Annotated in this window: 12 protein-coding genes; 8 read left to right on the top strand and 4 right to left on the bottom strand. The window is 45.6% G+C overall.

Annotation, left to right across the window (positions count from 1 at the left end):
- The first annotated feature begins 20 nt into the window (after positions 1-20).
- The 6 genes from ltaS1 to M1D69_RS17275 all read left to right on the top strand — a co-directional run bounded on the left by ltaS1 (position 21) and on the right by M1D69_RS17275 (position 6,996).
- Positions 21-1,940, top strand: a complete 1,920-nt coding sequence (gene ltaS1, locus M1D69_RS17300) for a lipoteichoic acid synthase LtaS1 (RefSeq protein ID WP_458105389.1) — start codon at positions 21-23, stop codon at positions 1,938-1,940.
- A 240-nt stretch (positions 1,941-2,180) separates the two neighbouring features.
- The gene (locus tag M1D69_RS17295) at positions 2,181-2,945 is read left to right on the top strand and encodes a glucose-1-phosphate cytidylyltransferase (protein ID WP_024120526.1); all 765 of its coding nucleotides are present in this window, start codon (positions 2,181-2,183) and stop codon (positions 2,943-2,945) included.
- Between the two features lie 6 nt (positions 2,946-2,951).
- Positions 2,952-3,920 carry a GDP-mannose 4,6-dehydratase gene (locus M1D69_RS17290; RefSeq protein WP_024120527.1) on the top strand — a complete coding sequence of 323 codons (969 nt, stop codon included), beginning with the start codon at positions 2,952-2,954 and terminating at the stop codon, positions 3,918-3,920.
- 22 nt (positions 3,921-3,942) lie between these two features.
- Entirely contained in the window at positions 3,943-4,854 is a 912-nt protein-coding gene (locus tag M1D69_RS17285) for a putative nucleotide-diphospho-sugar transferase (protein WP_458105390.1), read from the top strand.
- Between the two features lie 28 nt (positions 4,855-4,882).
- Entirely contained in the window at positions 4,883-6,046 is a 1,164-nt protein-coding gene (locus tag M1D69_RS17280) for a glycosyltransferase family 2 protein (protein ID WP_458105391.1), read from the top strand.
- Positions 6,047-6,060: 14 nt separating this feature from the next.
- Positions 6,061-6,996: a putative nucleotide-diphospho-sugar transferase gene (locus M1D69_RS17275; protein ID WP_101863636.1), complete on the top strand. Its 936-nt coding sequence runs from the start codon at positions 6,061-6,063 to the stop codon at positions 6,994-6,996.
- 56 nt (positions 6,997-7,052) lie between these two features.
- On the opposite strand, the gene M1D69_RS17270 is transcribed toward M1D69_RS17275, so the two are convergent.
- The 4 genes from M1D69_RS17270 to M1D69_RS17255 all read right to left on the bottom strand — a co-directional run bounded on the left by M1D69_RS17270 (position 7,053) and on the right by M1D69_RS17255 (position 11,868).
- Positions 7,053-8,203, bottom strand: a protein-coding gene (locus M1D69_RS17270; protein ID WP_439024324.1) for an IS3 family transposase whose coding sequence is annotated in 2 segments (ribosomal slippage) — positions 7,053-7,930 and positions 7,930-8,203 — 1,152 coding nt in all. Because the reading frame shifts where the segments join, the coding sequence is not laid out codon by codon here.
- 111 nt (positions 8,204-8,314) lie between these two features.
- Positions 8,315-9,547 (bottom strand): MFS transporter, encoded by a 1,233-nt coding sequence (locus M1D69_RS17265; protein WP_458105392.1) that lies wholly within the window; start codon positions 9,545-9,547, stop codon positions 8,315-8,317.
- A 121-nt stretch (positions 9,548-9,668) separates the two neighbouring features.
- Complete coding sequence (locus M1D69_RS17260) at positions 9,669-10,379, bottom strand: YjjG family noncanonical pyrimidine nucleotidase (protein WP_458105393.1); 711 nt, start codon at positions 10,377-10,379, stop codon at positions 9,669-9,671.
- Between the two features lie 103 nt (positions 10,380-10,482).
- Entirely contained in the window at positions 10,483-11,868 is a 1,386-nt protein-coding gene (locus tag M1D69_RS17255; RefSeq protein ID WP_277535687.1) for an amino acid permease, read from the bottom strand.
- Positions 11,869-12,115: 247 nt separating this feature from the next.
- On the opposite strand from M1D69_RS17255, the gene yfmT reads away from it, so the two are divergent.
- Together yfmT and M1D69_RS17245 are read left to right on the top strand one after the other, a co-directional pair.
- The gene (yfmT, locus tag M1D69_RS17250; RefSeq protein ID WP_458105394.1) at positions 12,116-13,573 is read left to right on the top strand and encodes a benzaldehyde dehydrogenase; all 1,458 of its coding nucleotides are present in this window, start codon (positions 12,116-12,118) and stop codon (positions 13,571-13,573) included.
- Positions 13,574-13,825: 252 nt separating this feature from the next.
- Positions 13,826-14,446 (top strand): methyl-accepting chemotaxis protein, encoded by a 621-nt coding sequence (locus M1D69_RS17245; protein WP_369810965.1) that lies wholly within the window; start codon positions 13,826-13,828, stop codon positions 14,444-14,446.
- Positions 14,447-14,463 lie beyond the last annotated feature (17 nt).

Raw genomic sequence — 14,463 nt, 5'->3', positions numbered from 1 at the left:
TTAAGAAAGTAGAGGTTGCCATGAAGAAACTTTTTTCTTACAAACTTAGCTTTTTTGTGTTAGCTGTTATACTGTTTTGGGCAAAAACGTATTTATCCTACAAAACAGAGTTTAACCTTGGGGTAAAAGGCACAACCCAAGAAATCCTTTTGGTGTTTAACCCGTTCTCAAGCGCCGTCTTCTTTTTAGGACTGGCTTTGCTTGCAAAAGGGCGAAAATCGGCTATTATCATGCTGATTATTGATTTTGTGATGACGTTCATTTTATATGCAAATATTTTATTCTATCGTTTCTTTGATGATTTCTTAACGTTCCCGAACATTAAACAGTCCGGCAACGTCGGAAACATGGGAGACGGTATTTTCAGCATCATGGCCGGTCATGATATTTTCTATTTCTTAGATATTATCATCTTGATTGCGGTACTGATCTGGAGACCTGAATTCAAAGGATTCAAAATGAAAAAACGTTTTGCGTCTTTGGTGATCCTTTCCGGGGTCGCACTGTTTTTCATCAACCTGCATTTTGCGGAAAAAGACCGCCCGCAGCTGCTGACAAGAACGTTTGACCGCAATTATATCGTAAAATACTTAGGTCTTTACAATTACACCATTTATGACGGTGTGCAGACGGCTCAAACAGAAACGCAAAGAGCGTATGCAAGCAGCGATGATCTGACAAGTGTTGAGAATTACACAACGTCACATTACGCGAAGCCGAACGCTGAGTACTTTGGTTCTGCCAAAGGCAAAAACATCATTAAGATTCACCTGGAAAGCTTCCAGTCGTTCCTGATTGATTACAAGCTGAACGGTGAAGAAGTTACGCCATTCTTAAATAAACTGGCCCACGGCGGCGAAGACGTCACGTACTTCGATAACTTCTTCCATCAGACAGGTCAGGGTAAAACATCTGATGCCGAGCTGACAATGGATAACTCGATCTTCGGTCTTCCGGAAGGCTCCGCATTTGTAACAAAAGGCGAAAACACGTACCAGTCGCTTCCTGCGATTTTGGATCAGAAGGAAGGCTATACAAGCGCCGTCCTGCACGGTGACTACAAATCGTTCTGGAACCGTGATCAGATTTACAAACATATCGGCTATGACAAATTTTTCGACGCAAGCACGTATGACATGTCAGAAGAAAACATCATTAATATGGGGCTCAAGGATAAGCCGTTCTTTACAGAATCGATTCCAAAACTTGAATCTCTGAAACAGCCGTTTTACGCGCATTTGATTACCTTGACAAACCATTATCCGTTTAACTTGGATGAAAAAGATGCGACCATTAAGAAAGCGACAACCGGTGATAAAACAGTTGATAATTACTTCCAGACTGCCCGTTACCTTGACGAGTCTCTTGAGCAATTCTTCAAGGAACTGAAGGAAGCAGGTCTGTATGACAACTCAGTCATCATGATTTACGGTGACCACAATGGGATTTCTGAAAACCATAACCGCGCGATGAAAGAAATTCTCGGAAAAGAGATCACAGATTATCAAAACGCGCAAAACCAGCGTGTGCCTCTGATGATCCGCATTCCTGGCAAAAAAGGCGGAGTGAACCATACGTATGGCGGCGAAATTGACGTCATGCCGACACTTCTTCACTTGCAAGGTATTGATTCCGAGAAATATATCAACTTCGGTACCGATTTATTCTCTAAAGACCACGACGACACAGTGGCGTTTAGAAACGGTGACTTCGTAACGCCGAAGTACACATCTGTCGACAATATCATCTATGATACGAAGACAGGTAAAGAAGTAAAAGCGAATGAAGATACGAAGAACCTGAAAACGAGAGTGACACAGCAGCTGAAGCTTTCAGACAGTGTCCTTTACAAAGACTTGCTGAGATTCCATAAACTCAGTGACTTTAAAACCGTTGATCCTTCTGATTATCATTACGGCAAGGAACAAGATATCGAATAAGACAAAGAAGAGCCTTGAGCGGGCGCATTGCCGCGCTCAGGGCTCTTTTTTTGTGTGGTTACATAACCAAGTTGAAAAAATAGATTCCATTTGGTCACCAAGGCCGCCTCTCTCTCATATCATTACAGTAGATTTTGAAACCGGTATTGGAATCGGACAAATTATCGGGGAAATGCCTTGATAGATTGTAAGGAGGTACCAAGGTTTCGAACTCAATATTCATAGAGATGAGGGGTAGAGATGAAAGCGGTCATTCTCTGCGGCGGAAAAGGAACCAGAATGAGTGAGGTCACGAATGAACTTCCTAAACCGCTCGCCATGATAGGCGGAAAACCGATTCTATGGCATATTATGAAAATCTATCAGTACTACGGAGTGAACGAGTTTATTCTGCTTTTAGGCTACAAAGGAGAAAAAATCAAAGAATATTTTCTGAACTACGAATGGAAGCACAACAGCCTCACGCTCGACAGTTCTACAGGAGAGGTGCAGATGCTGGGGCAGCCTGAAACGTGGAAAATCACATTTTTGGAGACAGGGGAAGACACGCTGACAGCCGGAAGAATCTTGCAGGCGAAGGACTACATCGGCGATGAAACGTTTATGCTCACCTATGGGGACGGGCTGGCCAATATCAATCTTTTTCATCTCATCAGCTATCATCAAACAAAGGGTGCTGCCGCGACTGTCACCGGCATTGATAAAGTCTCGCAGTTCGGCACCTTGACGGTTGAGGATGGCATAGCGAAAACATTTTCTGAAAAGACATCGAGTGACGGCATCATCAATGGCGGATTTTTCGTTCTCAATCCAAAGGTTTTCGATTATTTGCCGGAGGACGGAAACGCCATGTTCGAAGATGAACCGCTGAAGAACCTTGCGAAAGACGGTGAACTTGCCGTGTATCGCCATTACGGATTTTGGACGGCAATCGATACGTATAAAAATCTTTTGGAAGTCAACAAGCTGTGGGATCAAGGACAACATGTATGGAAGGTATGGTGAACTGATTTGAGTTTCTGGAAAAATAAAAACGTATTTGTCACGGGTTGTACAGGTCTTTTAGGAAGCTATTTGGTGAAAGAGCTGATCGAACAGGGCGCAAACGTGACGGGGCTTGTCAGAGATCATGTGCCTCAGTCCAACCTATATCAGGGAGAACACGTGAAGAAAATGAACATCGTGCAGGGCGCTCTTGAAGATTTGCCCGTAATTGAACGCGCACTTGGCGAGTATGAAATCGACACGGTGTTTCACCTCGCTGCACAAGCGATTGTCGGCGTAGCGAACCGCAACCCGGTTTCCACTTTTGAAGCGAATATTCTCGGCACGTGGAATGTTCTTGAGGCCTGCCGGAAGCATCCGTTAATCAAGCGTGTCATTGTCGCGTCAAGCGATAAAGCATACGGCGATCAGGAAAACCTTCCGTACGATGAAGATATGCCGCTGCAAGGCAAGCATCCGTATGACGTATCGAAAAGCTGCGCGGATCTGATCAGCCATACGTATTTTCACACCTATGGCCTGCCGGTCTGTATCACACGCTGCGGAAATCTGTACGGCGGCGGGGATTTGAACTTCAACCGCATCATTCCGCAGACGATTCAGCTTGTGCTGAACGGGGAAGCTCCTGAAATCCGCAGCGACGGCACTTTTGTCCGCGATTATTTCTATATTGAAGATGCCGTTCAGGCTTATCTGCTTCTGGCGGAGAAAATGGAGGAACACAATCTCGCCGGGGAAGCCTTTAACTTCAGCAATGAGATTCAGCTGACTGTGCTTGAGTTAGTCGAGAAAATATTAAAGAAAATGAACAGCAATCTAAAGCCGAAGGTGCTGAATCAGGGAAGCAATGAAATCAAGCACCAATATTTATCTGCGGAAAAAGCGAGAAAGCTGCTGAATTGGACACCTGCTTACACCATTGATGAAGGACTTGAAAAAACCATTGCGTGGTACACAGAATTCTTCAAAAAGTAACGCGAAATGAGGTGAACATACCGTGACGAGCGCCTATTGCACCGTTTTATCAAAAGGAAGATTATATCAGGCAGTCGCCTTATTTAAGTCTTTAGCGCAAGTCGATCAAGACAGCCCCATTTTTACGCTTTGTATGGATGATGACACGCACCGCGTATTGCAGAAATTGAATCTGAAGCAGCTGACACTTGTACCGGTGGCAGCGCTTGAAAATGAAACGCTCCTGAAGCTGAAGGATACACGGGATCAAAGCGAATACTGCTGGACGATGAAGCCGATCTTTCTGCAAGCTGTGCTGAACAGCAATCCCGAACTGGAACGGGTGACGTATATTGACGGAGATTTATTTTTCTACACCGACCCGTCACCGATATTTACGAACCAGCCGGACTGCTCGGTGCTGCTTTCCCGGGGCGATATTATCATCCCTTCCTTTGAAAGAGAGCAAATTGATATGCTGCAGCGTCTGTTAGGCAGATATAACTCGGGCTTTATCAGCTTTAAACATGATAAAGCAGGAACGGACTGTCTGGAGTGGTGGAAGGAGCGCTGTCTTGAGGAGTGTAAAAATGCGCCGGGTGAAGGGAAATTCGGGGATCAGGGCTATTTGGATTATATGTCTGAGCTGTTTCCGAATGTGTGTGACATTACGACACCAGGTGTGAACATCGGCCATTGGAATTACGGACAGCATACGTTTTCCTGGAAGGATGGCCGAATTGTGCTGGAAGATGGAAACCCGCTGATCTTCTATCATTTCAGCGGATATCGAATCGTCAGCATCAATGAAATCAAACAGATTCACGAAACAACACGCACAGACCTGCCGTTTGTGCATGAGCTGTACCAGCAGACCCTGCCGCATATCATCCAGCATATCAAAGCGCTTGACCCTGAATTTAACGGTTTTGCTTCAAAAGATGATAACAAATAAATGATTAAATACAGGAAGTGAAAATGAAGTGAAAGCAAGCGTTATTATTCCTGCATATAATTCCAAGGAGCGCCTCTATAACAGCCTTCTGTCTTTAAACCAGCAGGAGTGCGATGAAGAGTTTGAGGTCATCGTAGCGGATAATGGCTCTGAGGACGGAACGCTCTCGATGCTTGAGTCGTTTCAAGCGGATTTTCCGCTGGTTTTTACACGGATTAAAGAAAACAGGGGCATTGCATACGGAAGAAATCAGGCGGTCCGCAATGCCAGAGGAGATATTCTGATATTCCATGACAGCGATATGCTTGCTGCCAAGGATCTTGTGGCAAAGCATATCAAAGCGCATGAAAACGAAGAGAATCTTGTCGTGTGCGGTTTATTTTGGAAAAGGATCTACAGCTATTATTATGAGCGCTTTGAAGATGAACATAAGAAGCAGCTCGCGAAGTTATATGATGAAATGCCGAAAAAAGACAAACAAAAGCTTCTGGCGGAAGCGGATATCAAAAACGAAAGTTTTCTGGATCAAAGCTTTGACCTTGATACCGATTTTATTGACGTGCTGAAGCGGATACTGGATGCATACGGCGATGACTTAAAGGGCTACCATATGCCGTGGCGTTTTTTTATCACAAACAATTCATCAGTAAGACGAAAGCATGTGGCTGATCTCGGTTTGTTTGACGAAGGCATTGTGCGGTACGGGTTTGAGGATTATGATCTTGGGATCAGGCTCCATCAGGCCGGACTCACGTTCAGGCTGCATCGCGATATTGTCAGCGTTCATCAGGAGCACCCGAGCAATTGTCAGTCAGTAGACGATATCAGAGCAAATATTGCCTATATGTGCGACAAATATAACAACATTCAGTCATTAGACGTTCATCTTGCCTTTAACGGCCCATTCCCTCCGGACATGACCAACAGGATCATGGCTGATATTCATAAGCTGCTGGATTCGAAGAAATACGACATGCTGCTGCATCTGTTTCTTGAATTGCTCCATGTCGTGAAGGATCGCAATCTGGACCCCGGTTGGCAGAAAAAACCACCGCGGGTGACTGCGAAAAGCTTTGATTTGCAAGCCGTTCAAAAGCTTCTGGCAAAAGCGAAGAAGAAGCTTGGCGTGAACGATTTTGCCAATGCGCTGTATGCGCTTGTCAATGATTTACTGCACGTGGATCTTAGATAAATGGATGTGGTATGGTGAGTCAATTTCATTTTTCAACAATAGTGTCAAGGACGCATATCTTTAAGCTCATGCCCATGATTCATTCTCTCCATGAGCATTGCGATGATTTTCATTTGTATGTGCTGTGTGTCGATCAGAAAGCGTATGAATTGCTTCAGCACGTGCCATGGGAGCATGTGACCTTTGTGCAGCTGCATGAAATGGAAGACCCGGAGCTATTGGAAGCGAAAAGCAATAGAACGTTCCATGAGTATTGCTGGACACTGAAGCCCGCATTTTTGTTCCATGTCATGAGTCAGTGGGATGACGCCGAATATTACGCCCATATGGATACCGATCTGTTTTTCTTTTCTGATCCAGCGCGTATTTTTGCCGAAAATCCGGCGGCTTCACTGTATTTGACCGATCACCGCAACTCGCCGCGGTTCATGTCTTATTATGAGCGGACCGGGCGTTTTAACACAGGCTTTGTCGGCGCCCGGAATACGGAAGAAGCCTATCAAGCGGTGTGGCAGTGGAGACAGGATTGCATTGAATATTGCACGGTGGAAATGAATACGAAAAGAAAGACGTACGGCGATCAAAGGTATGTGGAGAAGTGGCCGGCGCAGTATCAGGGTGTGCATGTTGTCAAATCAACCGGAGCCAATACGGCGCTTTGGAATATAGAAAACTATCAGGTGACTCAAAAGGACGGCCGCGTTTATCTAGATGAAACGCCGCTGATTTTCTATCATTTCTCCGGATTCACATTGGTGACGGAGAACGAATTTAATCTTTGCTGGTATTACCGCATTGAAGACGAAGCGACAATTGAAATGATTTATATGCCGTATGTGTTAAACCTGAAAAGATGGATTGACGAAATACAGGCGGCATTTCCGGACTTTGCGGACGGCTTTATCCCGAAGCATGCGGTGCCGGACACTCATTTTATACAGCTTGATTAAAAAACCCTGCCAGGCGGGACTGACCCCCGTTTTTGAGACAGGGATCAAAACACCTTTTATACAGCCAATTGCCGATAGCTTATCGGTGATTGGCTGTTTAGTTTCGTTTGAATACGAATGTTGTTATAATAATAAATGTATTCTTTGACAGTGCGTTCTACGATGGCGGTCGTGGTTCGATCAATGCTGTTAAGATAGAACGTTTCAGACTTTAGTGAGGAATGAAACGATTCGATGGAGGCATTATCAGCGGGCGTCCCTTTGCGGGACATGCTCATGGTAATGCCTTTTGTGTTAACAGCTTTTTGATACTCGTAAGATGTATACACAGATCCTTGGTCACTATGTAACACGCAGTTCTCAGGCAGCGTTGGCAGCTGATCAAGTGTGTTTAAGACAAAGTCTGTGTCCTGCTTATCGCCAATCGTAAAAGCAATCACTTCTCCATTGTATAAATCTAATATACTGGAAAGATACAATTGTTTCTGTCCATAAGGCAAATATGTGATGTCCGTTACTAGTTTTTCAAGAGGGCGATCAGACTGAAAATTCCGATCCAACATATTATCGACCACGGCATATGGCTGCCCATTCTTCTTGCGCTTTTTCACCTTAACCCGGCACTGCCATTGATTTTTCTGCATAATACGCTGAACCGTTTTATGGTTGATACGCATTGTCTTTTTTAGTATGGCTGTGATTTTCCGATATCCATATCGATACTTGTGCTCTCGGCACAACGTGCCGATTTGTTTTTCAAAATAGCGCTTGGGATGATCTTTCGTCTGATTCTTCTTCCAACGATAATAAGACGCTCGAGAGATACCTAAATGAATACAGATATCCTGCACGGTCATTGTGCTGCGCAATCCTTCTACAAGTTCGACTGACGTTTCGCTATCAACTTCCTTTCCAATTCGTTGTACTTTTTTAGAACTTCATTTTGTTGTCTCAGATAACGATTCTCTGCCTGCAGTTTCTCTAAATCGGAAGCATACTCCGGCCCTTTTCCGTAAGTGTATTGCTTTCCAACAGGCTGTTCGAATCTATGTGTATCCCCAGCCTTATGCCATCTAACCCACGTCTTAATCTGTGTCTTATTCTTAATTTTTAATTTCTCCATGATCTCTTTCATAGGCACGCCTGCCAATCTCATTTCTACAGCCTTCTGTTTCACTTCAACCGGATAACTCACTCTTCTCCCCATAGAAAAAACACCTCCAAGTCTAATTTCGGCTAACAATCATCCGTTTTCAAACTTGAAGGTGTTTTTTATTTGTCTCATCTTATGGGGTCAGTCCCGGCGGCAGGGGTTTTTTCAGCTATGCCATTCTCTCAGTTTCTGATCACTCGGCAAAAGAAACGCGAGGATGCCAAGAATCGGGAGAAACGCAATGGCAATCATGGTCGGGGTCAGTCCCGCAGCATCAATGAGAGCGCCAAGCGCCACAGCGCCGATTGCTCCCATACCGAAGGCGAGGCCGACGGTTAAACCGGACATCGTGCCGATCTTTCCGGGGACAAGCTCCTGTGCATACACAACTGTTACGGAAAAGCTCGACATGAGAACCAAGCCGATCAAAGCGAGTACCCCATAGGCCAGAATCGGTCCGGCAAATGGAAGCAGAATCGCCAGCGGCGCTGAGCACAGCAGCGAGCCGAGAATGACAACTCGTTTTCCGAAACGGTCTGCGAGCGGGCCGCCGAGAAAGGTTCCGACAGCGCCAAACAGCAAAAAGACGAAAATATAGCTCTGAGCCTGCTGAATGCTTACGTGATATGTATCCATCGCGTAAAACGTGTAAAAGTTGCCGATCGCACTCGTATACCAAGAACGCGCGAAAATCAAAAAGATAATAATAATAAGAGCGGTTATAACGGACTTGGTAACAGACGAATTTTGTTCAGCGGCTTTCTTTTGGGTGCCCTGCTTCTGTGCAAGACTGCCGAGCCGAGCGGCGTACCATTTTGCAATATAAAGCAGAAACATAACGGCGAGCGCGGCTACAAGTGTAAACCAGACAGCACCGAATTGTCCGAGCGGAACAAGGATCAGCGCGGTAATCAGGGGCGCCATCGCTTGGCCTGAGTTTCCTCCGACCTGATAAATGGACTGGGCAAGCCCGCGTTTGGTGCCGGCGGCCATATAGGCCACACGGGAGCCTTCCGGATGAAAAATAGCGGAGCCTAATCCGATGAAAAACACACAGCACAAGATCGTCACAAATGACGGGGCAAATGCAAGACCCAATATGCCGAGCATGCTGGCAGTCAGCCCGATCGGCAGGGCGTACGGCCGCGGCCGTTTATCCGTATACCAGCCGACGACAGGCTGCATGACGGATGACACCATGTTTAACGTAAAAGCGATGATGCCAAGCTGTGTGAACGTCAAACTCATGGAGCGTTCCAAAATCGGGAACATGGCCGGAATCACAGCCTGAAGCGAATCGTTGAGCATGTGACAGATTCCGATGATAAACAAAATCGGATACACGGTGGTGCCGGGTTTTTGAACAGGTTTTTCCTTCAGCGGGGCGGCAATAGCCAAATGATTCTCCTCCTAACATATATCACCAATGCATACCACCATATTATTCATAAGGTGAAGGATTTATCAAGAGGAAAAAAGACTCCTTCTGGAAAGAAGCAGCACCCGCAGCCAAAAAACATTAACAGTTGAGGATTGTATTTTCGATTTTCAGAATTTGATATAGCTCTTCAAGCTTACGGATATGATACGTTGGCACAACCTCTGTTTCAGTGAGATTCATGCCAGGGTTAAGCCAGCACGTATCAATTCCGGCGAGCTGTCCGCCTTTGATATCCGCTGTCAGCGAATCGCCGATGATTAAGGTGTGCTCCGCTGAAAAATGGGGAATCCGTTCAAACACATAGTCGAAGTACTCTTTCATCGGCTTTTGAAAACCTGTGTCTTCAGAAACGAAAATGTCCTTGAAGAACGGAAATAATCCTGAATCTCTGAGACGCTTATACTGAGTTCTGGAAACGCCGTTTGTCACGATATACAAATCAAAATGCTGTTCCAGTTTTGCGATGAGATCAAAAGCTCCGTCCATAAGCTGGTGCCCTTCTTCAAGAAAACGGCGATATTTCTGGTCTAGCAGCACTTCGTCTGCTTCATAGCCATATTCCTTGAACAAAGCGGAAAAGCGGGTGGTCATCACTTCATCGCGAGTCATGTATCCGCCTTCAAAGGCTCTCCATAGACCTTGATTAATTGTTTGATAACGGGATTCCATTTCATCGGTAAGCGGAATGTTCTGATCTTCAAACAGCAGGCGCAGCGCTAATTTTTCTGCCGCTGTAAAATCCAAAATGGTATTATCTACATCAAATAATAAAGTGCGGTATGGTTTCAAGGCTGGTCTTCCTTTCTGTATGTGTACTCAAAGTATAGCACACGCGAAAACGAAAAAAGCCGGCGGATTGGACGTTTGAAATGTCCGCACCGACGGCTTACAATTATTTGTTTAATAAGCTGTGTTTTTTTGCGTAAAGGAAATAAACGAGCGTTCCGACGGCGATCCAGATGACAAATGAAAGCCATGTGATGCCTGGAAGGCTGTACATAAACCAAAGGCATATTCCAGCGCTGATGATTGGCACAACCGGAACGAACGGCACCCTGAAGGAGGCTTTGATTTCCGGGTGTTTTTTTCTTAACACAATCACAGCGATCGAAATGACTGTAAATGCCGCAAGCGTTCCCATGTTCACAAGGTGCGCAAGTGTGCCGAGATTAATAAATCCTGCGATTCCCGCCGCGACGATTCCTGTCAGCCATGTGTTGCGGAACGGCGTTTTGAATGACGGATGAATCTTTGCGAACAATCCCGGCAAAAGACCGTCTCTGCTCATGGCAAAGGTTAAACGGACCTGGGCATACAGCAATGCGAGCATCACTGTTGTGATTCCGATGATAGCGCCGACAGAAATAATTCCCGCAACCGCATCCTGGCCGACGAATTTAAGCGCAAAGGACACCGGATCACCGACATTTAATTTGGCATAAGGCATCATGCCTGTCAAAACAAGCGATACCGTGATGTACAAAATGGTGCAGACGGCCAGAGCTGAAATGATTCCGATCGGCATATTTTTTTGCGGATGCTTCACTTCTTCTGAAGCGTTGGAAACTGCGTCAAATCCGAGATACGCGAAGAAAACCGTTGCCGCGCTGACAATGACGCCTTTCATTCCAAACGGCATAAAAGGAGTCCAGTTATCCGGTTTGACATAACCGAAGCCGACAATAATGAACAATAAAATAATTCCGATTTTCATCAGCACGATCACGTTGTTGAAGCGTGTACTTTCTTTGACACCTCTGCTGACAATTGCAGTGATGATGAGAATAATAACCGCAGCCGGAAGGTTAAACACGGCGCCCGGCGAGCTTCCTGGAGCTCCTGTCAGCGCAGCCGGAATATGAAAGTTAAAGCCGGCGAGCAGCGATTGAAAGTATGAAGACCAGCCCGTGGCAACCGCCGACAGCGCAATGACATATTCAAGCATGAGATCCCATCCGATTAAAAAGGCGAGCAGCTCTCCGAGTGTGATATAGGAGTATGAGTACACGCTTCCTGAAATCGGAATCGAAGACGAAAACTCAGCATAACAGAAGGCGGCAAGCGCACAGGCGAGCCCCGCTAAAATAAACGATATGATGAGGGCGGGACCGGCACCGGTCGCGGCCACAGTTCCTGTAATAACGAAAATCCCAGTGCCGATGACACACCCGATACCGAGAAGTGTTAAATCAAATGCGCTTAACGTACGGGCGAGGCTTTTTGACTGGCTCTGCGCATTTAATGTTTCAAGCGGTTTTTTTCTAAATAATGAACTCATAAAAAGTTCCTCCTGGAAAATTCAAAATATTCTAATCATTATATACATTTCTCGTTGTATTATATTGTCGAAATTTGACGCCGTCAATCATATATTTTTCTGCTTTAAACGATAGAAGCTAAAAAGCGTTGGCGTATCATAATATAGTAATTTTTACAAACATGATATTGAATTTTGCTGATGGTGAACCGATAGAAATGATAGATTGGCCATATTTTGATTTGCTGTTAAAAAGGAGATGCTGACCATGTTTCAATATGAAGAATTAAACAAACAATTTATTGGCGGAAAATGGCAGGAGGGCAGAAGCCCAAATGTATTGGAAAACAAAAATCCTTATACTCAAAAAACAATCACATCCTTTCAAAAAGCGACTGCTGATGATGTAGATGAAGCATACCGGGCAGCGGCTTTGGCAAAGAAAAAGTGGGATGCGGTCAACCCATTCGAGAAAAGAGCAATTTTAGAAAAAGCCGTAACGTATATAGAAGAGAATGAAGAAGCCATCATTTATTTGATTATGGAAGAGCTGGGCGGCACAAGGCTGAAAGCCGCTTTTGAAATCGGACTCGTGAAAAATATCATGAAAGAAGCGGCGACGTTCCCTGTCCGCATGGAGGGGAAAATTCTTCCTTCTACAATAGACGGCAAGGAAAACAGATTATATCGCGTGCCGGCAGGCGTTGTCGGTGTCATCAGTCCTTTTAACTTCCCATTCTTTTTATCTATGAAATCAGTAGCGCCGGCACTCGGAGCAGGCAATGGCGTCGTTTTGAAGCCGCACGAAGAAACACCGATTTGCGGCGGTACGCTGATTGCGAAGATTTTTGAAACCGCGGGCGTTCCGAAAGGACTGCTGAATGTTGTTGTCACTGACATTGCAGAAATCGGTGACAGCTTTGTCGAACATCCGGTGCCGCGGATCATCTCATTTACAGGATCTACGAAAGTGGGGAGCTACATCGGCCAGCTCGCGATGAAGCACTTTAAAAAGCCGCTTCTTGAGCTTGGCGGAAACAGCGCCTTTATCGTGCTTGAAGACGCGGATATCGAATATGCAGTCAATGCGGCAGTGTTCAGCAGATTTACCCACCAAGGCCAGATTTGTATGTCAGCCAATCGCGTACTGGTTCACTCATCAATTTATGATCAATTCCTTGAGCTGTATCAGGCAAAAGTGGAATCGCTGAAAGTTGGCGACCCGATGGACCCTGATACGATTATCGGGCCTTTAATCAACAGCAGGCAGACTGACGGATTAATGAAATCTGTTGAGAAAGCGATTGAAGAAGGGGCTGTTCCAGTGAAGCTTGGCGGATTTAACGGGACGATCGTGGAGCCGACCATCTTAAAAGACGTGAAACCGTTTATGAGCATTGCCAAGGAAGAGCTGTTCGGGCCAGTCGTCTCATTCATGAAGTTTGATTCAGAAGACGAAGCGGTGGATATCGCGAACGATACCCCATTTGGCTTAAGCGGAGCCGTACATACCTCAAATCTGGAGCGCGGCGTGGCTTTTGCGAAACGCATTGAAACGGGCATGATCCATGTTAATGACACGACGATTAATGATGAGCCGAATGTGGCCTTCGGCGGTGAAAAGCAATCTGGCCTCGGCCGATTAAATGGCGATTGGAGCCTTGAAGAATTTACGACGCTGAAATGGATTTCGGTTCAGCACGAAAAACGCAGCTTCCCTTACTAATAAAAGGAGTGATTGGAATTGAGCATAAGAACGGAAAATGAAACAGCAGATCTTCTAGACGCATTTGTGAAAGTAGCCCCTTATTTAAACAGCCTAGTTCAGGATGATATTACAATCGGCATTTATGATACGGAGAAATTGCTGGTCAATATTCCGGCAAAAACCTTTTCCCTTAACGTAAAAGCCGGAGATCCGCTGCAGGAAGGGGATATCATCACAGACGCGATCCGCAGCAATCAGAAAAAAACGAGCATGGTGCCGAAGGAGTTGTTCGGCTTTCCATTAATCGCACGCGCCATCCCGCTTCATGACCAGAACGGAAGAGTGATTGGGGGAGTGGGCCTCGGCACGAGCCTTGAGGAGTCCTCTAAGCTTCATGATGTAGCGGAAAGCTTATCGGCTGTCGTTGAACAAACGGCTGCGGCCATTTCCGATATTTCTGAATCAATTAACGGATTCTCATCGCAAATGTCGGGCATTTCCTCACAAGCGAAAAAGGTAAGCGAAAGCGCGGGAGAAATCGCCGATATTTCAGTAACCGTGAAAGGCATTTCTGACCAGAGCAATCTGCTCGGTTTAAATGCTGCGATTGAAGCCGCACGGGCAGGGGAGTCCGGAAAAGGATTTTCTGTCGTAGCGGATGAAATCAGAAAGCTTGCGACGCATTCGAAAGAAAATGTCGGCCAGATCGATCAGATCACGAAAAAAATCCACAGCCTGTTAAAAGGGCTAGAAGAATCGATTGAATCGATTAATCAGCATACTGACGGACAAGCTGCTGCTGTTGAACAGATTTCCGCCACGATGCAGGAGATCTCAGGCAGTGCGCAGCATCTCGCTAAAATGGCAGAGAAAGCGCTTGAAGAAGAGTAAGAGACTGGGGACAGAGT

The sequence above is a fragment of the Bacillus sp. PK3-037 genome, from assembly GCF_054161355.1.
The sequence above is the reverse complement of the archived record's forward strand: the minus strand, read 5'-3'. Positions and strand labels throughout refer to the sequence as shown.